This is a genomic window from Rhodospirillaceae bacterium (assembly GCA_028819475.1).
Classification (GTDB): Bacteria; Pseudomonadota; Alphaproteobacteria; order Bin65; family Bin65; genus Bin65.
Genome location: JAPPLJ010000050.1, coordinates 274652 through 294686, shown reverse-complemented (window position 1 = coordinate 294686; position 20035 = coordinate 274652). Strand labels below are relative to the sequence as shown.

The 20035-nt window shown below is 67.4% G+C and carries 18 protein-coding genes, 2 tRNA genes and 1 pseudogene; 10 read left to right on the top strand and 11 right to left on the bottom strand.

What is annotated here, in order from left to right:
* Positions 1-114: 114 nt before the first annotated feature.
* Positions 115-996, bottom strand: coding sequence for an MBL fold metallo-hydrolase (locus OXM58_15850; protein ID MDE0149841.1), 882 nt, complete (start codon positions 994-996; stop codon positions 115-117).
* A 217-nt stretch (positions 997-1213) separates the two neighbouring features.
* Here OXM58_15850 and mtnA point away from each other — a divergent pair, with 217 nt between their 5' ends.
* Both mtnA and OXM58_15840 read left to right on the top strand, forming a co-directional pair.
* A complete protein-coding gene (mtnA, locus tag OXM58_15845; GenBank protein MDE0149840.1) occupies positions 1214-2326 on the top strand; it encodes an S-methyl-5-thioribose-1-phosphate isomerase in 1113 nt (370 codons plus the stop codon).
* A 196-nt stretch (positions 2327-2522) separates the two neighbouring features.
* The gene (locus tag OXM58_15840; protein MDE0149839.1) at positions 2523-4139 is read left to right on the top strand and encodes a Na/Pi symporter; all 1617 of its coding nucleotides are present in this window, start codon (positions 2523-2525) and stop codon (positions 4137-4139) included.
* Between the two features lie 74 nt (positions 4140-4213).
* Here the strand turns inward: OXM58_15840 and OXM58_15835 are convergent.
* Positions 4214-4288, bottom strand: a tRNA-Asn gene (locus tag OXM58_15835).
* Positions 4289-4419: 131 nt separating this feature from the next.
* Positions 4420-4493 (bottom strand) — tRNA-Cys (locus OXM58_15830).
* Between the two features lie 302 nt (positions 4494-4795).
* On the opposite strand from OXM58_15830, the gene OXM58_15825 reads away from it, so the two are divergent.
* The 3 genes from OXM58_15825 to OXM58_15815 all read left to right on the top strand — a co-directional run bounded on the left by OXM58_15825 (position 4796) and on the right by OXM58_15815 (position 8022).
* Positions 4796-5479, top strand: a complete 684-nt coding sequence (locus OXM58_15825) for a protein-L-isoaspartate O-methyltransferase (protein MDE0149838.1) — start codon at positions 4796-4798, stop codon at positions 5477-5479.
* 166 nt (positions 5480-5645) lie between these two features.
* On the top strand, positions 5646-7025 hold the full coding sequence (locus OXM58_15820) for a TolC family outer membrane protein (protein MDE0149837.1): 1380 nt from the start codon (positions 5646-5648) through the stop codon (positions 7023-7025).
* Positions 7026-7119: 94 nt separating this feature from the next.
* On the top strand, positions 7120-8022 hold the full coding sequence (locus tag OXM58_15815; GenBank protein MDE0149836.1) for a DUF2497 domain-containing protein: 903 nt from the start codon (positions 7120-7122) through the stop codon (positions 8020-8022).
* A gap of 36 nt (positions 8023-8058) precedes the next feature.
* Here the strand turns inward: OXM58_15815 and OXM58_15810 are convergent.
* Positions 8059-8511 (bottom strand): annotated as a pseudogene (locus OXM58_15810) (carbon monoxide dehydrogenase subunit G).
* A 268-nt stretch (positions 8512-8779) separates the two neighbouring features.
* Between OXM58_15810 and OXM58_15805 the strand changes: the two are divergent.
* The 5 genes from OXM58_15805 (at position 8780) to OXM58_15785 (ending at position 13961) form a co-directional block, all read left to right on the top strand.
* Positions 8780-10015 (top strand): amino acid ABC transporter substrate-binding protein, encoded by a 1236-nt coding sequence (locus OXM58_15805; protein ID MDE0149835.1) that lies wholly within the window; start codon positions 8780-8782, stop codon positions 10013-10015.
* Positions 10016-10119: 104 nt separating this feature from the next.
* Complete coding sequence (locus OXM58_15800) at positions 10120-11166, top strand: branched-chain amino acid ABC transporter permease (GenBank protein ID MDE0149834.1); 1047 nt, start codon at positions 10120-10122, stop codon at positions 11164-11166.
* Positions 11167-11173: 7 nt separating this feature from the next.
* A complete protein-coding gene (locus OXM58_15795; protein MDE0149833.1) occupies positions 11174-12337 on the top strand; it encodes a branched-chain amino acid ABC transporter permease in 1164 nt (387 codons plus the stop codon).
* On the top strand, positions 12334-13077 hold the full coding sequence (locus OXM58_15790) for an ABC transporter ATP-binding protein (protein MDE0149832.1): 744 nt from the start codon (positions 12334-12336) through the stop codon (positions 13075-13077). Before OXM58_15795 ends, OXM58_15790 begins: the two co-directional genes overlap by 4 nt.
* Positions 13077-13961, top strand: coding sequence for an ABC transporter ATP-binding protein (locus tag OXM58_15785; GenBank protein ID MDE0149831.1), 885 nt, complete (start codon positions 13077-13079; stop codon positions 13959-13961). The genes OXM58_15790 and OXM58_15785 overlap by 1 nt, the downstream gene beginning before the upstream one ends.
* Positions 13962-13998: 37 nt before the next feature.
* Here the strand turns inward: OXM58_15785 and OXM58_15780 are convergent, their stop codons facing one another.
* The 7 genes from OXM58_15780 to OXM58_15750 form a co-directional block, all read right to left on the bottom strand.
* Positions 13999-14400, bottom strand: coding sequence for a type II toxin-antitoxin system VapC family toxin (locus OXM58_15780; protein MDE0149830.1), 402 nt, complete (start codon positions 14398-14400; stop codon positions 13999-14001).
* Positions 14397-14633: a hypothetical protein gene (locus OXM58_15775; GenBank protein MDE0149829.1), complete on the bottom strand. Its 237-nt coding sequence runs from the start codon at positions 14631-14633 to the stop codon at positions 14397-14399. The genes OXM58_15780 and OXM58_15775 overlap by 4 nt, the downstream gene beginning before the upstream one ends.
* 84 nt (positions 14634-14717) lie before the next feature.
* Complete coding sequence (locus OXM58_15770) at positions 14718-16409, bottom strand: Na(+)/H(+) antiporter subunit D (protein ID MDE0149828.1); 1692 nt, start codon at positions 16407-16409, stop codon at positions 14718-14720.
* A complete protein-coding gene (locus tag OXM58_15765) occupies positions 16399-16674 on the bottom strand; it encodes a hypothetical protein (protein ID MDE0149827.1) in 276 nt (91 codons plus the stop codon). The genes OXM58_15770 and OXM58_15765 overlap by 11 nt, the downstream gene beginning before the upstream one ends.
* A 2-nt stretch (positions 16675-16676) precedes the next feature.
* A complete protein-coding gene (locus OXM58_15760) occupies positions 16677-18194 on the bottom strand; it encodes a proton-conducting transporter membrane subunit (protein MDE0149826.1) in 1518 nt (505 codons plus the stop codon).
* Entirely contained in the window at positions 18191-19669 is a 1479-nt protein-coding gene (locus tag OXM58_15755; GenBank protein MDE0149825.1) for a monovalent cation/H+ antiporter subunit D family protein, read from the bottom strand. Before OXM58_15755 ends, OXM58_15760 begins: the two co-directional genes overlap by 4 nt.
* Positions 19669-20028, bottom strand: a complete 360-nt coding sequence (locus OXM58_15750; protein MDE0149824.1) for a cation:proton antiporter subunit C — start codon at positions 20026-20028, stop codon at positions 19669-19671. Before OXM58_15750 ends, OXM58_15755 begins: the two co-directional genes overlap by 1 nt.
* Positions 20029-20035: the final 7 nt, after the last annotated feature.

The window sequence follows — 20035 nt, the reverse complement described above, 5'->3', positions numbered from 1 at the left end:
AGATGCGAGTCCCGGCGGCGCGCGTCAAGGGTGCAGAATTCCGTAGGGGAGGGTTTCAAACCCTCCCCTACAAAGACGGCCGGCCGCCACAGCGCTCGCCTGACCGCTGCCGCCCTACAGCATCGCAAACCGCGCCAGCCCGCCCGGGGCGGCGATGCGGCCGGCGACCGGGGCGGCGAAATGGGCGGCGAGGATCACGGCCGGGGTTTCGGCATGGCGTTCGACGAAGCGTCGACGGCTGGCCGCGGACAGGGCCGGGTCCCAGCAGAAGCGGCTGTTCCAGTCCGGGTGCCGGCATTGCACGGGATGGTGCAGCAGGTCGCCGGCGAACACCGCCTCGCGCCCGCCGGCCCGCAGGCGCAGGCAGACATGGCCCGGCGAATGGCCCGGCCAGGATTCGACGGTCAGCCAGTCGTCGACCGTGTGGCCGTCGGCGACGAAGACGGCCTGTCCGGCCTCGACCACGGGCAATACGCTGTCCATGTAGAAGCCATCGCTCGATCCCGGTCCGTCAACGACATAGTCGCCGTTCTTCTCCCAATGGTCGAACTCCGTTTCGTGGAACAGGTAGCGCGCGTTCGGGAAGGTCGGCACCCAGCGGCCGTCGAGCAGCCGCGTGTTCCAGCCGACATGGTCGACATGCAGATGGGTGCACAGGACGTAGTCGACATCCGCCGGCGCGACGCCGAGATCGCGCAGCCGGAGCAGGAAATCGGTGTCCATCCGGTTCCACGCCCGGGTCGAGGGCCGGTCCTTGCCGTTGCCGACGCAGGTGTCGATCAGCACCGTGTGGCGCGGCGAGCGCACGACGTAGCAATGCACGCTCTGGATGAAGCGGCCGCTCTCGGGATCGAAGAAATGCGGCTCCAGCCAGGCGCGATAGCTCCGGATGGCGTCGAAGTCGCTCTCCGGCAGCAGGAATCCCGGCGGGAAACCGAGCCCCTCGGCCTCGACGATCCGGTCCACGGTAACGTCGCCGAAACGAAGCTGCTGCACGATGGTCTCCCGCTTCCCTGCAACGGACCGTAGACAGCCGGAGAGATCGCCTGGGGTCAAGACCGGTGCGGCGGCGAGCTTTTGTAGGGGAGGGTTTGAAACCCTCCCCTACGGTCCTGCGTCAATTCCTGAATTTGGCTATAGTTCTCCGATATCGGTCCGCCGGGAACGACAGCCCAGGTCTGCGAGACGCCCCTCATGCCCGAAAACCCCCGCCATGCGCGTTGACGGCACGCCCTACCGCTCGATCTGGCTCGATGCCGGCGGCACGGTGACGATCATCGACCAGACGCTGCTGCCCTTCGAGTTCGCGGCCCGGCCCCTGCACACGCTGGAGGACGCCGCCGAGGCCATCGCGGCGATGCGGGTGCGCGGCGCGCCGCTGATCGGCGCCACGGCGGCCTACGGCCTGTGCCTCGCGCTGCGCGACGACCCCACCGACGCCGCCCTCGACGCCGCCTGCGACCGCCTGCTGGCAACCCGGCCGACCGCGGTCAACCTGCGCTGGGCGCTCGACGACATGCGCGGCCAGCTGCGCGGCCGGCCGCCCGACGAGCGGGTCCAGGCCGCCTATGCCCGCGCCGCCGCGATCTGCGAGGAAGACGTGGCGATGAACCGGGCCATCGGCGCGCACGCGCTCGGCCTGTTCGAGAAACACTGGAAGGAGAAAGGTGGGACGGGGAAAGGCGGGAAGGGGCGGCTCAACGTGCTGACCCATTGCAACGCCGGCTGGCTGGCGACCGTCGACTGGGGCACCGCACTGTCGCCGGTCTTCCAGGCCAGCGACGCCGGCCTGCCGGTCCATGTCTGGGTCGACGAGACCCGGCCGCGCAACCAGGGCGCCGCGCTTACCGCCTGGGAGCTGCGCAGCCACGGCGTCCCGCACACCGTGATCGTCGACAATGCCGGCGGCCACCTGATGCAGCGCGGCGAGGTCGACCTCTGCATCGTCGGCACCGACCGGACGACGGCGGGCGGCGACGTCTGCAACAAGATCGGCACCTATCTCAAGGCGCTGGCGGCGCGCGACAACGGCGTGCCCTTCTACGTCGCGCTGCCCGGCCCGACGATCGACTGGTCGCTCGACGACGGCCGCGACATCCCGATCGAGGAACGCGCCGCCGACGAGGTGACGACCCTGCGCGGCGTCGCCGAGGACGGCACGGTCGGCGCTTTTCGCATCACGCCGGAGGGCAGCAGCGCGGCCAACCACGCCTTCGACGTCACGCCGCGGCGCCTGGTGACGGCGCTGGTCACCGAACGCGGCGTCTGCGCCGCGAACCGGGGCGGCCTCGAAGGGCTGTATCCGGAAAAGGCCGATAGCGGCTGATCGCGGTACGGCGGCGGCCGGTCTTCGGTTGCGGCGGGTCTTGACAAAAATGAACCGATTTATCAATCAGGCTGCGGCGGCTGCCGAGCGCATCCGGCCTTTGTAAAATAATCTTCATGTTGGAACGGTATTTGCGCCTGTGCTGCCGCATCGGATCCTTTCGGGCCGGCGGCGCAGCAAACAGCCAGGGTGGTCAATGACCGAACTGATCGGAGGCGTCGTCGGCGGACTCGGCCTGTTTTTCTTCGGCATGTGGCTGCTCACCGAGAATCTGAAGAAGCTTGCGAGCCGGCGTCTCCGCCGGATGGCGCAACGCTGGACGGCAAACCGGTTTACGGCACTGGCCTGGGGGGCGCTCGCCGGCAGCATCACCCAGAACATGACTGCGCTGACCTTCATCGTCGTGAGTTTCATGCGGTCGGGCCTGATCGCCACGCGGGGCGCGCTCGCCATCGTCCTCGGCGGCGCGATCGGCATTGCCTTCCTGGTTATGATCGTCACCTTCGATATCAGGACGGGAGCGCTCTTCGTCCTCGGTCTGGCCGGCGCTGCGGCGGTCAGCGAACGGCTGTCGAGTTTCCGGCCGGTCTCGGCGTCGTTGTTCGGCGGGGCGATGCTGGTCCTGGGGCTGGTCCTGCTCAAGGAGGCCGCGGCGCCGCTCGCCGAAGCGCCGTGGTTCCGGGACATGATGACGGGGACCGGCGATTCCCTGGTCCTCGCCTTTCTGGTCTCGGCGGCCCTGACCTTCGTTGTGCAGTCGTCGGGCGCGGTCTCGGTCTTCGCCATTGGTCTGGCGGCGGTTCACGTCGTCAGCGTCGATCAGGCGCTCATGATCATGTACGGCAGCTTTTTCGGATCGGGCGCAATCATGTATGTGCTGTCGGCCGGGCTGACCGGCCGCTCGCGCCAGATCGCCATGTATCATGTCGCCAACAACGCGCTGCTCTGCGTGGTGCTGGTCCCGCTGCTCTACGCCGAGATCCATCTCGGCATTCCGTCGACCAAGGCCTTGATTCTCGCGACCGATCTGGATCTGCCGCAGCAGCTTGCGCTCGTCATCGTGATCGCGGCCGTGCTTCCCATGGCGATCCTGCTTCCGACGCTGGGGGTTTCGGCCCGGATTCTCGAACGATTGTGGCCGACCTCGCAGATCGATACGCTGTCACGCACCCGGTTTATCCATGACCGCGCGACGGTCGACGTCGAGACATCGCTGATGCTCGCCGATCTGGAACAGCGCCGGGCTTTCGGCATGTTATCGGGTTATTTCGATCTGGTGCGGAAGGACGAGAGGGTCGAACCCTATCGGGAGGCGTCCCGGGTCGTCCTGTTCGAAATCGACGGGTTTCTGTCCGGTCTGCCGGTTCTTCACCCCCTGCAGGGCGTCGAGGACCGCAACGCGTTGCTGAGCCGGCAGATGCTGCTCTACTGGCTGGAAGATGCCGTGGCGGAGATGTGTACGGCGCTGGCCGGGCTTGCCGGCCGGGCCGACCTCGAAGAATTCCGGATGAGCGTCTGCGAGGGAGTCGACAGCGTATTCCTGGCGCTGGCGCACGCGATGAAGGACGGCGACAGGGTGGACTGGGACCTTGCCGCCCGGCTCCTCGGCGACCGGAGCGCGCTGATGCGCCGGACCCGGGCGAAATATCTCGAAGCGGTCGCGCCGATGCGCAGTTCCGACTCGACGGCCGTGATCCGGATCACCGGTGCGGTCGAGGAGATATTCGTCCTGGTGACGCGCATCGCGGAAGACATGGACCCGTATTCGGACGTGCCGGGGCGCGGTGCCGCTCAGACCGCAGCCGCGGCATAGATACGGGATGAGCGCGCTATGCTGTCGATTTCCCGACAAAAAGGCCGGCCCCCGAAGAGACCGGCCTCTCAAATTGGCTCCGGAGGAGGGATTCGAACCCCCGACAGGGTGGTTAACAGCCACCTGCTCTACCGCTGAGCTACTCCGGACCGGTTGTGCTGCACCGCCTGCGGCACCGGCGGCGCAACCGGGGCTTCCCGTTGCCGGATTGCCCGTCCCGGAATTTCTAGGTCATGGGCGTCAAAGGTCAAGCGTGACGGCCGCCGCAGCCGCGGCCGGATGGAGGCCCGGGCCGGAATCGAACCGACGTGAAAGGATTTGCAGTCCTCTGCATCACCACTCTGCCACCGGGCCTGCCTGCCGCGCGGCCGTCCGGACGGCGCAGGCGCAATGCCCAAGCGTTGCGCCCGTCGGGCGGCGACATATAGGGGGCGGCCGGAGGCCGGTCAAGCGAACGGCCGGCGCCCCGCTTGGCGCCTGCCAGCCGTCTTGGGCGAACCGCCCGGACGGTGCCCGGAATAGTCCGTTGTCACCGGCATGACGCAGCCTGTAGACTCGGCCTGCAGAATTGGGGCCTGCAGAATTGGGGCCCGCAGATTTGGACGGTGCGCCCCGAAAGGCGCCGGAACCTGTCCGATTTTCGAGCTCGGGGCCGAATGACCGACTTCGCAGCAGCACGGGCGAACATGGTGGAAAGCCAGATTCGCCCCAACAAGGTCACCGATCCGGCGTTGATCGGCGCGATGGGCGCCCTGCCGCGCGAGCAGTTCGTGCCGGCCGGGCGGCGACCGCTGGCCTATGTCGACGAGGACCTTGCGCTCGGCGCCGGGCGCCATCTGATGGAGCCGATGGTTCTCGCCAGGCTTATCCAGACGGCGGCGCCGGAAGCCGGCGAGATCGCCCTGGTGGTGGGCTGCGGCACGGGCTATGCCGTCGCCGTCCTGTCGCGCCTGTGCGAAACGGTGATCGGCGTCGAATCGGATGCGGCGCTGGCCGGGCGCGCCGCGGAGACGCTGATCGACCTCGGTATTGACAATGCGCTGGTCGTCGAAGGCCCTTCGAGCGAAGGGTATCCGAAACAGGCGCCCTACGACGTCATCCTGTTCGACGGCGCGATTCCCGATTTCCCCGACGCAGTCGCGGCCCAGTGCGCCGAATCCGGGCGGATGGTCGGCGTCCTCACGGGTGGCGGCCCAAGCGTCGGTCCAGGCGTCGGTCCAGACATCGGTCGGGCGACGGTCGGCACGAAGTTCGGCGGGATCGTGTCGAATCGCCCGGTGTTCGACGCCACCGTGCCGCCGCTGCCGGAATTCGTCGAGACCGGCGTATTCAGATTCTAGCAGGACCGGGCGGAACCGGCGCCGGAGCGAAGGGATTGGAGCGATGGTTACGCAGCGCATCGAGCAGCCGGAAGCATCGGCATCGCGACGTCCGGCCCGTCAGGTGGGACAGCGGAAAGTCCCGCATTCCCCGCGCCTGGCCGCACCGGGTCTCGCAGGTGCGGCCGTGGCCCTCGCAGCCGGCCTGGCGCTCGGCGCCGGTGTGCCGGAGGCGCAGGCCGAAACCCTGGCCGAGGCCCTGGCGCGCGCCTACCGGCACAACCCGCAACTGCTCGCGGCCCGGGCCGGCCTGCGGGCGGTCGACGAACAGGCGGCGCAGGCCTTCGCCAACTGGCGCCCCGGCGTGACATTCTCGGCCGACGCCGGGTTGACGGCGGGCCGGAGCAAGCAGCCTGGAGGTCTCGGCCGGCCCGGCGGATTCCAGAGCACCAACCGGATTCCCGCCGGCGCGTCGCTCAACGTCACCCAGGATATCTACCGGGGCGGCCGCAACCAGCACCAGCTGCGCCGGGCCAACGCCAATATCTCCGCCCAGCGCGCCCGGCTGGCGACCGTCGAGCAGGCGGTGCTCCTGAACGCGGTGCGCGCCTACATGAACGTGTTTCGCGATCTCGCCGTCCTGCGGCTCAACGCCAACAACGAACAGGTACTGGCGCGCCAGCTCCAGGCGACGCGCGACCGGTTCAGCGTCGGCGAGGTGACCCGGACCGACGTGTCCCAGGCCCAGGCGCGCCTCGCCCGGGCGCGCGCCTCGACCATTCAGGCCCAGGGCATCCTGCAGGCGTCGCGGGCCAACTACGCGAACGTCGTCGGCGTCATGCCGGGCGCCCTCGAACAGCCCGGATTGCGTGCCGACCTTCCGCGCGGTGCGGCGGACATCGCCAAACAGGCCCAGCGCGACAATCCCGCGGTCGTTGCCGCGAGGTGGGACGAGCAGTCGGCGCAGGCGAGCGTCGACCTGGTGCGCGGCGAACTGATGCCGACGGTGTCGATCAGCGGACAGGTCCAGCGGCGCTATAACGCCCAGGCGCGGGATACGATCGGCGATTCCGCCAGCATCACCGCGAGAATTGCGGTCCCGCTGTACCGGTCGGGCGGCGTGGCGTCACGGGTCCGGGCGGCTAAGCAAACGGTGCTCCGGCGCCGCGACGAGCTGCGCCAGGCACAGCGGACGGCCGCCGAGAACGCGGCGCGGGCCAACGCCGCGCTGCGGACGGCGCGCTCGAGCGTTACGGCGTTCGAGGCGCAGCTCGAGGCCAGCCGGATCGCGCTCAACGGCGTGCGCCAGGAAGCGGCGGCCGGGCTGCGCACCGTGCTCGATACCCTGGACGCCCAGCAGGAATTGCTGAATGCGCAGGTCAATCTGGTGCGCGCGCGGCGCGATCTCGTCGTCGCGACCTACGAACTGCTTGCCGCCGTCGGCGGGATGAACGCCAGGCAGCTCAAGCTCAAGGTGAAATTCCACGATCCGGAAGAGCATTACCGGAAGGTGCGCAACAAGGCGTACGGTTTCGGCGCACCGATCGACGGCGCGCCGGCAAAATAGGCATCCGGCAAGGGCTTCCGGATTTGCCGGGCCGGGCCTGCCGCGCCAGCCGTTCCGGCGCGGCGCCGGCCCGCTCCGGCAGACGCAAAGGGCGATGACCGAGCGCGAATCCCGATCGAAGCAGTCCGGCGAACCGTCGGTGGACGATATCCTGGAGTCGATCCGCCGGATCGTCTTCGAGGAAGACGACCGGGGCCCCGGTCCCGGCGCGGGAGTATCTGGCGCCGAGGCCCCCGTTGCGGAAACCCCTGCTGCGGAAGTCCCTGCTGCGGAAGTCCCTGCTGCGGAAGTCCCTGCTGCGGAAGTCCCTGCTGCGGAAGTTCCAACTGTGGAAGTCCCTGCTGCGGAAGTGTCTGCCGCCGATGTTCCCGTTACCGATGTTCCGGCCGCGGATGTTCCTCCCGAGGACGTTCCTGCTGCGGAAATTCCCGCCGCGGCCGCCGGCCGGGCAGCCGGAAAAGAAAAGGTGCAGCCCGCCGGGACGGATGCTCCGCCGGACGAACCGCCCTCTGCTGTCGAGCCGCCCCCCGCCGTCGAAGCGCCCCCGGCCGTCGAACCGGCCTCTGATGAAACGATCGCCGGCGAAGAGGCCGGTGCGGCGGAGGCCGCCCCGCCGGACGATACGGCGCTGCAGGAACCGCGGGACCCCGCTCCGGCGGAAGCGCAGGAACCTGGGGATCCGGCCGCGCCGCCCGCCGGGGACGCCGGCGGCATCGGCGCGGGACCGGACGAAACGGTCCTGCTGCTGACCGACATGATCGCGCCGGACGGCTCGGTGGTGCGCCTCGATCCGCGCCCGGCGGACGCGCCGGCGGCGCCGGACGATCCGGCGGCGGGCGCCGGCAGCGGCGACGGCGCAGGGGAGGGTGCGCTCGATCCCGCGACGCAGAGCGAGTTGGCCGCGACCGTCCGCGAATGGCTAGACCGCAATGCCCCGGAGCTGGTGGACCGGGCGGCCCGGCGCGAATTGCAGAAGCTTTCCGACCGGCAGGATTGAGGGCGCTGCGGGCCGTCCCGGCGGCTATTCCGTTGCGGCGTCCGCGCTGCCGGGCGCGAGATGCTCGGCGAAGGCGCCGAAGAACTGGTCGGCCATCTTGCGCGCGGTCCCGGCGATCAGGCGCGATCCGATCTGGGCGAGCTTGCCGCCGACCTTGGCGTCGGCATCGTAGGTCAGGATCGTTTCACCGCCGTCCTCGGCGAGGCGCACGTTGGCGCCGCCCTTGGCGAAGCCGGCCACGCCGCCCTTGCCCTCGCCCTGGATGCGGTAGCCGGCGGGCGGGTCGACGTCCCCGATCTCCACTTCGCCCTTGAAGGTCGCGGAAACCGGCCCGACCTTCGCCTTGACCGTCGCCGCAAAGCCGGTATCGGAGGTCCGCTCCAGTTCCTGGCACCCGGGGATGCAGGCGCGCAGCACATCCGGATCGTTCAAGGCCTGCCAGACGGTCTCCCGGCTGGCGGGGATGCGATACTCGCCACTCATTTCCATGTCGGCATTTCCATGTCGGCAACGCTCCGGAATTCCCGTGTATCGGGTGAGTAAGTAGACGCCCGCCCGGCGTCCTGCAAGCCGCGGCCGACCGGGGCGCCGTCGCGCACGGTAATTTGCGTTTGGCAATGGCCGCGGGTCTGATACATCACCGTCAATGACGAGCGGCGGCCGAGGCGCGTCGCTATGTCAGGGAAGCAGCGCAGGCCCGAGGCCGGTACACTCCGACGGCTTGCCTCTTTTCGGCAAATGCTCAGGGAGAAACGACATGCTCAAACATTGCAGCCCGGCGACGGTCATTGCCGCCGCCGCCGTCGCCGCCGTAATCGCGGCGCCGGCTTCGGCGAAGGTCGAAGGCGATACCATCGTCCTGGGTTCGGCCCTGTCCGAAACCGGCAAATATTCGACCAACGGCATCCACGCCAAGAACGGCTACAACATCGCCATCGACCTCATCAACAAGACCGGCGGAGTCAAGGTCGGCGGCAAGTCCTACAAGCTCCGGGTCATCTACTACGACGACGAATCGACCCCGGCCCGCGGCGCCCAGCTCGCCGAACGCCTGATCCGGCAGGACGGCGTGAAGTACATGTTGGGACCGTACAGTTCGGGCCTGACCAAGGCGATCGCGCCGGTCACCGAGAAATACCGCATCCCGATGGTCGAGGCCGAGGGCGCCTCGCGCTCGCTGTTCACCAAGGGCTACAAGTATTTGTTCGCCGTGCTGTCGACCTCCGAGCAGTATCTCGCCAGCGCGATCCAGCTCGCGGCCGAGATCGCCGACAAGGCGGGCAAAAAGCGCAAGGACGTCAAGATCGCCATGGCGTTCGAGAACGATCCCTTCTCGCTCGACGTGCGCGCCGGCGTGATGGACGACATCAAGCGCCTCGGCATGACGGTCGTGATCGACGACCGGCTGCCGCGCGACCTGTCGGACATGACGGCGACGCTGACCAAGGTGCGGGCGCTCAAGCCGGACCTGCTGGTCGTTTCCGGCCATTCGAAGGGCGCCGCGACCGCAGGCCGCCAGATCAAGGAGCTGAAGATCGCGACTCCGATGGTCGCGATGACCCATTGCGAATCGTCGAAGCTGGTCTCGAAGTTCGGCGCGGCCGTGAACGGCTTCCTGTGCCCGACCCAGTGGGCCGAGACCCTGTCCTACACGGGCAAGTATTTCGGCAGCGCGGCGGACTTCGACAAGAAGTTCAAGGCGACCTTCAGCGGCTACAAGACCGTGCCCTACCAGTCGGCCCAGGCGGCGGCCGCCGTGCTGGTCTGGAAAGAGGCGTTCGAGCGGGCCAACAGCTTCGACAAGGAGAAGGTCCGCGAGGCGATCGCCAGCACCGAGATGATGACCTTCTACGGCGGGATCAAATTCTCCAAGGCCGGCAACAACATCGCCAAGCCGATGGTGCTGCGCCAGATCCAGGATGGGAAATATGTCGTGGTGGCGCCATCGAAATGGGCGTCGCACAAGGTCCAGCATCCGCGCCCGGTCCAGTAGTCCCGCCAGGGGCAACCGACGCGTGAATGCAGTGCGCCCGGTTCCTTCGGGAACCGGGCGGCTGCATCCTGTGTTCCCCATGACGGCGGACGTGACCTAGCCCGATGGCGACTCCGAAACCCGCAGCGCCGGCCCGCACCGGCTTCCTGTCGCCGGCCTGGGTGAAATCGACCGGCGACGGCTGGTCGCTCCTGCTGATGATCGCGCTGGTCTGCGTCGTGCTGGTGGCGATCAGCGGCCAGGCCCAGACCAACCTCACCATCCTCCAGGTCGCCTGGCAGCAGAATATCCAGCTGCTGCTCGACGGCCTGTTCATCGGCGCCATCTTCGCTCTGGCCGCCTACGGCCTCGCCCTGGTCTGGGGTGTGATGAACGTCAAGAACCTGTGCCAGGGCGAATATGTCATCATGGGCGGCTACATCGCCTATTATCTTTATGAAATCGAGATCCATCCCTTTTTCGGCCTGCCGGTCGCCATCGTCTTCATGTTCGGCTTCGGCTGGGCCGTCTATGTCCTGGTGATCCGGCGCGTCATCGACCGCGACCTGTTCACCTCGCTGCTCGCCACCTTCGGCATCGCCATCGTCCTCCAGCAGGGCCTGAACCTGATTTTCGGCCCGGAAGTGCAGACCGCGCGCTCCGGCCTGCCGACCGCGACCGTCACCGTTGGCGGCGGCGCCTTCACCTTCGCCTGGATCAAGCTGACCGCCTTCCTGATGTGCGGCGCGCTGGCGCTCGCGGTCGTCATCTTCATGAAGCGCAGCCGCATGGGGCAGGCGATCCGCGCCACGGCGCAGGATGCGCGCGCCGCCCGAGTCATGGGCATCGACACCGACCGGGTCTACGCCTTCACCTATTCGCTGAACGCCGCGATCTGCGGCGCCGCCGGCGTCTTGATCGCCATGATCTGGGTGATCCAGCCCTTCTACGGCATCACCCACTCGATCCGGTCTTTCGTCGTCGTGACGGCCGCCGGCTTCGGCAACCTGCCCGGCGTCATCATGGCCGGCCTCGGCCTCGGCGTCGCCGAGCAGTACAGCGGCTTCGTCCTGGGCGCCGATTTCCAGCAGGCGACGGTGGTCGGTCTGCTGCTGCTCGTCCTGATCTGGCGCCAGATCATCGAGAACAAGCACCGCCGGGTGGTGGAGTAGGGCGCCGATGTTCGGCAAGCGGTTCGAAACGCCCGGCTATATCCTCGTCGCGATCTTCGGCGTGATCGCGCCGATGGTCTTCCCCGCCTACGTCCAGCAGATCGCGATGCTCTGGATCATGATCGTGTTCGCGCTCACCTGGGACACCATGGGCGGCCAGATGGGCTACAACTCCCTGGGCAACATCTTCTTCTTCGGCGCCGGCATGTATATCGCCGCGGTCTGCCAGATCTGGCCCTGGTACGATGTCGGCCAATACACCGATCCTTCGGGTTCGCTGACCACCTCCTTCACGACGGGCCAGTATTTCGCCGGCCTCGCCCTCGGCGTCGTTCTGGCCGCGCTCGGGTCGGTCGCGCTCGCGGTTCTGTTCGGCCTGATCGTGTTCGGGCTGCGCGGGCCGTATTTCGCCATCGGCACGCTCGGCATGGCGATCGCCGCCGGCGAGCTGATCGGCGCCTGGGACTGGGTCGGCGGCGGCGGCGGCATCCGGCTGCCGGTGTTCCCGTCGGGCACCGACGCCGATCCCCTGTTCCGCGTGCCGTTCGGGGATATCCACTCCGCCGACCTCCAGGGCGTCTTCTTCTACTGGACCTGCTTCGCCCTGGCGGTGCTGACTTTCCTCTTCCTGCGCTGGCTCTACCGCACCCGCTTCGGCCTGATGCTGAACGCGATCCGCGACGACGAGACCAAGGCCGAGGCGCTCGGCGTGCGCACCCAGCTCTACAAGACGGTTGCCTGGTCGATCTCCGCCTTCTTCCTCGGCATTTCCGGCGCCCTGTTCGGCAACATCATCGGTTTCATGGAGCCGCTGGAGGTCGCCTTCCCGACCGTCACCTTTGGCATCTTCATGGTGCTGATGGCCCTGCTCGGCGGCAAGGGCACGCTCTGGGGGCCGGTGATCGGCGCCGCCCTGTTCCACATCATCAAGGAGGTGACCTGGACCCACCTGCTCGGCTGGCAGTGGGTCGTGCTCGGCCTGCTCATCGTCGTCACGGTCGTCTTCTTCCAGCAGGGCATCGTCGGCTGGCTGCAGGAGCAGCGGCCGGAATGGTTCGGCATCGAGGTCGACCGCGGCACCGCGGGCCAGCGCGCCGACGCCGAAGCGGCCGAGGCGCTCGAAGCCGTCCTGGAGGACAGCGACGGGCCGGCCGGCGAGGCTGCGCGATGACCGCGCTGATCGAAGTCGAAAACGTCTCCAAGTCGTTCGGTGGCGTCGTCGCCAACCATGCCATCGCGCTCGGCGTCGAGGCGGGCAGCATCACCGGGCTGATCGGCCCCAACGGCTCGGGCAAGACGACCCTGTTCAACTCCATCGTCGGCTTCCACCCGATCGATTCGGGCAGCATCCGCTTCGAGGGCCGGGAAATCTCGAAACTGCGCGTGCCGCAGATCGCCCGGCTCGGCATGCTGCGCACCTTCCAGCAGACGCGGATCTTCCGCAAGCTCAACTGCGTCGAGAACATGCACGCCGCCCTGTCCCACCGCGACGGCACCTTCCGCAGCATGTTCGCGCGCAAGTCCGGCGAGGCCGAGGAACGGGCCGAGGGCCTGCTCGATTTCGTCGGCCTGTACCAGAAGCGCAAGCTGCGCGCGGGCGACCTGTCCTTCGGCCAGCAGAAGCTGCTCGAATTCGCCATGGCGCTGATGAACGAGCCGAAGGTGCTGCTGCTCGACGAGCCGACCGCCGGCATCAACCCGACGCTGATCAACGGGCTGATCGACCGGCTGCGCCTCGCCAACGACCGCTTCGGCGTCACCCTGTTCGTGATCGAGCACAATATGCGGGTCATCATGAACCTGGCCGAGCACATCTACTGCCTGGCCCACGGGGAACTGCTCGCCGACGGCCCGCCGGACGAGCTGCGCAACGACCAGCGGGTCATCGATGCCTATCTTGGGGCGCACTGATGGCCGCGGGCGCGAACGATCCGGGCGGCAAACCGACCACGGGCTACGGCGCCGGCTCGGTCGATACGGTCATTTCGGTCGAGGACGTCGTCCGCGAGGTTCAGAAGATCGCGGAGGAGGGGCCGAAGGCTGAAGAACTGGCGGCGCTGGCGAACGACGACCCGTACCTCTCGATCGAGGAACTCAGCGCCGGCTACGGCAAGATGGAGATCCTGCACGATTTCCATCTCCATGTCGGCAAGGGCCAGTCGCTGTGCCTGATCGGGCCGAACGGCGCCGGCAAGTCGACCGTGCTGCACTCGATCTTCGGCTTCACCAACATCTTCTCCGGCGCGATCACCACCGACGGCGCCGAAAAACGCGACGTCACACGGCTCAGTTCGAGCGAAAAACTGAAGAGCGCCGGCATCGCCTACATCCTGCAGGACAAGTCTGTCTTCCCGGACATGACGGTCGAGGAAAATCTCTGGATGGGCGGCTATCTCATGCCCGACCCGGCCGACGCCAGAAGGGCCGCCGAACGGGTGTTCGAGAAATACGACCGGCTGGCCGCCCGGCGCAAACATCCGGCCAAGGTGCTTTCCGGCGGCGAGCGGCGCCTGCTGGAAATCTCCCGCGCCCTGGTGATGAACCCGGAGGTGCTGCTGGTCGACGAGCCGTCGATCGGCCTGGAGCCGCGCTTCATCGACATGGTGTTCGAAATCCTCGACGATCTCCAGCGCGGCGAGGGCAAGACCATCGTCATGGTCGAGCAGAACGCCAAGAAGGGCCTCGAATTCGCCGATATCGGCTACGTCCTGGTCTCCGGCCGGCTCGCCATGGCCGGGCCGGGCAAGACCCTGCTGGAAAACCCCGAAGTCGGCCGCCTGTTCCTTGGCGGGTGACGGCCCGCCCGCCCCCCGGGGGTGAAGGGCGGACGGCTCAGGAGCGCGCCGGGACGATGAAGCGGCATCTGGGACCGGACGCACGGCTGAGCTTGCGGTCCAGCGTCAGGAGCGGGTAGCCGAGCGCTTCGGCCAGCGCCACATACCAGGCGTCGTAGACGGTCAGGTTGCTGCGCAGTTCCCAGGCGCGGCGGGCGAACGGGGCGAAGGGAAACAGCTCGATGCCCAGTTCGAGCAGATCGGCGTGCGCGCCGTTTGCCTGGCTTCGGGAGATAGCGTTCGTCCGCTCAAGCCGGCGCAGGATATTGGCAGATTCCGCCAGCACCAGTTCCGGCGCGGCCAGCGCATCCCCGGCGACCGCCGATTCCGCCCATCTGCCGTCCGGACCGGCGTCGATCAGCGCCGCGACGACCACGGACGCATCGACCGCGGCGTTCACCTGCGGTCCGCGTCCCGGGCTTGCAGAATGGCCGACCGCGGTACGGTAGCGCCGGCCGCCGCCTTGCGCCGCCGCACGTCCCGGAGCCAGAGGTCAACCGACGGACGGGATGCGATCCGCTCCAATTCGCAGCGCAGGAACTCCTGCATGGACTGGCGGCGCGCCGCCGCGCGCAACGCCAACTCGTCGCGAACCTCTTCGGCAACGCCCCGTATCGTGATCTGCACCGGCATGAATGCATTATGCGGTATAAGACAGCATAATGCAAGCATTTCACACAAAGTTACAGCCACAGCCGTGCGGCGCCGGTAAAGCGGTTACACCAGCGCCAGGACCAGATAGACCGCCATCACGATCACGATCAGGCCGACCATCCCGGCGGTCTGCCAGGTGCGGGCGAGCGCGCTCTCCGGGCCGGCCAGCCGGACCAGGCGGTTGAGGAAGCCGAACGCGGTCCGCACGCCGGCGGCGGCCAGGGCGTCGCGCAGCCCGGCCGGCGCGCGCGCCATGGCCCGGCCGGCCGCGGGCAGGCCCCGCCGGTAGATCCAGTCGATATCGAGATTGACCGAGCGCAGTTCCGGCGGATAGAGGCCGGTCCGCATCAGCACGGCGAAGGCCAGCGCCGAGAACAGGAGAAGCTGCAGCTGGGTCACGACATGCGCGGTCGTATAGGGGACGTAATCGACCGGATGGGGCAGCAGAGCATAGAGCGGGTCCGGCCAGACGCCGATGCCGATGCACAGGAAAGCCGTCGCGCCCATCGCGAGCAGCATCGGCAGCGGCGCCTCCTTGCAGCGCTTCCCCGAATCGTGCGCGAAGAAGGCGAAATAAGGAATCTTGATCCCCGAATGGTGGAACACGCCGGCTGAGGCAAACAGCAGCACGAACCAGATAAAGAGCAGCCCTTCGCCGGCCGTGGCGCTCATGATGAGCGATTTCGAGACGAAACCGCTGAACAGGGGAAAGGCCGAAATCGACGCCGCGCCGACGATACAGAACGCCGCCGTCCACGGCATGGACTTGTAAAGCCCGCCGAGTTCGGAGCCCTTGACGGTGCCGACCCGGTACAGCACCGCGCCCATCGACATGAACAGGAGCGATTTGTAGAGAATGTGCGTGAAGGCGTGGGCGACCGTGCCGTTAAGCGACAGCTCCGTGCCGATTCCGATGCCGACGACCATGAAGCCGAGCTGGTTGTTGAGGCTGTAGGCGAGAACGCGCCGGAGATCGTTCTCGATCACCGCATAGAAGATCGGAAAAGCGGTCATCAGCGCGCCGATCCAGATCAGGATATCCTCGCCGGCAAAGCCTCGCGCAAGGCCGTAGACCGCCAGCTTGGTGGTAAAGGCGCTCAGGAAGACGGTGCCGGTCGGCGACGCTTCGGGATAGGCGTCCTGCAGCCAGTTGTGCAGGAACGGAAAGGCGCACTTGATGCCGAAAGCGAGGAAGATGAGCAGGCCGGCAAGGCTCTGGAGGCCGGACTGCGCGAAGGCGACCGAGCCGGTCTCGGCAATCTGCACCAACGCGCCGGACAGCAGCAGCACGCCGGAGACGACCTGGACCGCCAGGTAGCGCATGCCCGCCCGGTAGGAGCGTTCCGTGTTGCCAGCCCAGACGACGAAGGCCGAGGCGACCGCCGTCACCTCCCAGTAGACGAAGAGCGTGATCAGATCGCCGGCGAAGAGCGCGCCGACGGCGCTGCCCATATAGATCAGGGCGGCGACCTGCTCGGCGGTCCGGTTGATCGTGACGGCGTAAAGGATCCCCAGAAACGCCGCGATGTAGAAGATGTATCCGAAGGCGAGGCTGAGCCTGTCGACCCGGACCGGCTGGAGTTCGTAGTCGAACAGGGCGACGGTAACGTGGGCGCCGTGCTCCAGCCCGATCAGATCGACGAAGCCGATGACCGGGAGCGTCAGCATCCACGCCCAGCGCAGCCAGCCGCGCAGGAATGGGACGGCGAGCGCGCCGGCGATCAGGAGCAGGCCGGGCGGCAGGCTAGCGATCATAATAATCTTCCGGCCGGATCAGCAGCTTGCGCAACTGCTTGGCCGCCAGAACGAGGAAGACGCAGGCAATGAAGCCGTAGAGGCCGTAGAAGCCGAACAAGTCCTCGATCGCGAACTTGCCGTGCTTGTCGTAGAACAGGTCCGCCGCGAACAGGCCGGCGCAGACGACCAGCAGGGCGCGGTAGACCTTGTCGACGTTGCGCCGCTCGTCGAGCCAGTAGCGCCGCTCCGGCGGGTCTCGCTTTTCGGAATCGTTTCCGGCCATCGCTATCGGCCCTTCGTCGAGAGTCCGTCGATCATCGGCGCCAGAAATGCCTGCAGCTCGCCGGCGAAGACGAACAGGGCGACGCATCCCAGGGCGGTCAGGGACAGGGGGATCAGGCAGAACAGGGGCGCTTCCTTCAGCCCGTTGCCACCGTCCGGCGCCGCCATGGCCCCCGCCGAGCGCGCCGGATGTATCGCCGCCCGGGGCGCGAACCAGGCGCGCGCGACGATCGGCATGAAATAGGCGATGTTCAGCAGCGTGCTGAGCATCAGTGCGCCGACGATGAGCAGATGCCCGGTCTCTGCGGCCGCCAGCGCAATATACCATTTGCTCCAGGTGCCGCCGCCGGGCGGCAGGCCGGCGACGCTCAGGGCCCCGATGAGGAAAGCGAGCATGGTAACCGGCATGGCGTGGCCGATGCCGCCCATCTGGCTGACTTCGGTCTTGTGGAGCGCCGTGTAGATCGCGCCGGCGCAGAAGAAGAGGGTGATCTTGCCGAAGGCGTGCATGGCAATGTGCATGCCGCCGCCCAGGACGCCCCACTGCGTCGCGAGCGCGCCGGCCAGCACGACGTAGGCCAACTGGCTCACCGTGGAATAGGCGAGCCGGGCCTTGAGATTGTCCTTGGTCAGCGCGACGACCGAGGCGACCACCAGCGTGATCGTTGCGATCCAGACCAGCCACGCGCCGGCCCCGCTGCTGTTCAGCAGATCGATGCCGAACACATAGACGATGACCTTGAGGGCGACGAAGACGCCGGCCTTGACCACGGCGACCGCGTGCAGCAGCGCCGACACCGGCGTTGGGGCGACCATCGCCGCCGGCAGCCAGCGGTGGATCGGCATCAGGGCGGCCTTGCCGATGCCGAACATGTAGAGGCCCAGAAGCAGGAGGACGACGCCGTCCGACGCCGTACCCGAAAGAATGCCGCCGGCGCGGAAGTCGAGGGTGCCGGCGAGCATCCAGGTTGCGACGATGCCCGGAAGCAGCAAGGCGATCGAGGTGCCGAGAAGAATGCCGAGATAGGTCCGCCCGGCGCGCACGGACTTCGCATCGCTATGGTGCGTGACCAGCGGATAGGTGGTGAGCGTCAGCGCCTCGTAGCCGATGAAGGTCGTCAGCAGGTTGCCCGAGAAGGCGACCGCCATCGTGGCGCCGAGCGCCAGCGCGAAACAGGCATAGAAGCGGGTCTGGCGCGCCTCCCCGTTCGCCCGCATGTATCCGATCGAATAGAAGGAGGTGACGATCCACAGGAACGAGGCCACGAGCCCGAACAGCATGCCGAGCGGCTCGATGGCGAAAGCGATGGGAACGCCTTCGACCGGTTCGACGACGCGCAATGCCGGCATTTCGCCGGCCAGCACCCCGATCGCCAGCCGGACGTTCACCGCGAACAGCAGTACCGCCGTGGCGATCGTCACGGCTTCGCGCAGGTTCGGCCGGCGGCCCGAAAGCGCGATCAGGCCGGCGCCGGCCAGTGGGATCAGCAGCGCGAGCGCGATCAGCGTGCCGCCGCTCATTCGACGGCCCCCATCAGCGCCAGGGCGGCGGCTTTCGCGACATCGACGCTGCCGCTGGTCTCAAAGCCGAACCAGACGTTCGCCGCGACGACGATCCAGAGCGGGACCAGCATGGCGAGCGGCGCTTCGCCGATCCGGCCGGCAGTCCCGGGCGGGTCGCGGAACCACGCCGCCTCGACGACCTTCCAGACATAGACGACCGCGAGCAGCGAGGTGAGCACGATCAGCGCCGCGACCGGCCACCAGCCCTTCTCCAGAGCCGCGAGGACCAGATACCATTTGCTCACGAAGCCGGCGGTGAGCGGCACGCCGATCAGGCTGAGCCCGCACAGCAGGAAGCCCGTCATTGTCCAGGGCATCTGCCGGCCGACCCCGGCGATGGCCTCGATCCGGCAGCTGCCGAGGCGCAGGAACACGCAGCCCATGGCGAGGAACAGGCCGGCCTTCATGAGCGCGTGGTTGAAGATATGCAGCAGGCCGGCCTGAAGGCCGAGCGCGGTCGCGAAGGACAGGCCGAGCAGCATGTAGCCGATCTGCGCCACCGACGACCAGGCGAGCAGGCGCTTGACGTTGTCCTGGAAGATCGCGACGAGCGAACACACGACGATCCCGGCGATGGCAAGGACGAGCAGCGCCGGGCCGAACGGCTGGCCGCCGAAGCTGAACTCGAAGCCGAACACGGTGAAGATGAAGCGCAGCACGACATAGAGCGACACCTTGGTCGCCGTGCCGGCGAGGAAGACGCTGACCGCCGAGGGCGCGTGGGCGTAGGCGTTGGGCAGCCACAGATGCAGCGGGAAGACGGCGAGCTTCAGGCCCATGCCGACGACGATGAAGCCGAAGGCCGCCAGCACGATGCGCGAGCCGTGGAGCGGCTTCAGTTGCACCGCCAGGTCGGCCATGTTGAGGGTGCCGGTCATCAGGTAGAGCAGGCCGACGCCGATCAGGAAGAAGGTCGCCCCGATCGTGCCCATGACCAGATACTGATAGGCGGCGTGCAGCGCCTTGCGGTGCCGGCCCAGGCTGATCAGCGCGTAGGACGACAGCGAGGAGATTTCGAGGAACACGAAGACGTTGAAGGCGTCGCCGGTGATCGTGATACCGAGCAGGCCGGACAGGCACAGCAGATACATGACGTAGAACAGGCCGATCTGCCGCTCCGGCAGTTCCTCGGCCACGCTGCGCAGCGCGTAGGGCGCAACGACGGCGCCGATTGCGGCGACGATGACCAGGATGAAGCCGTTCAGCCGGTCGACGACATATTCGATGCCCCAGGGCGCCACCCAGCTGCCGAGCTGGTAGCGGATCGCGCCGCCGTCCAGCGCCTGGAGCAGCAGCAGCACGGCGATGGCGAGGCACAGCCAGCTGACCAGCGTCGCGATCAGCCAGCACAGCACCGCATGACGGATCAACAGGCAGACGGGCGCGGCGATCAACGGCAGGATCACCTGCAATATGGGCAGGTGCTCGCCCATCAGTCGGCGGCGTCCATCTCGTTGATTTCGTCTTCCTCGATGGTGCCGTAGGCCTCCTTGAGCCGGACGACCAGCGCCAGCCCGAGCGAGACGGTCGCGACGCCGACGACGATGGCCGTGAGAATAAGAACGTGCGGTAATGGATTGGAATAACTGGATATTCCCGGTTCGACAATCGGCGCAGTGGCGCCCTTGACCTTGCCGACGCTGATGTAGAACAGGAACACGGCGGACTGGAAGATGTTCAAGCCGATCAGCTTCTTCACCAGGTTGTGCCGCGACATCACGATGTAGAAGCCCGCCATCATCAGCAGGATGACGATCCAGTAGTTGTAGAGGCCGAGAAAGGTCTCCCACATGGGCGCG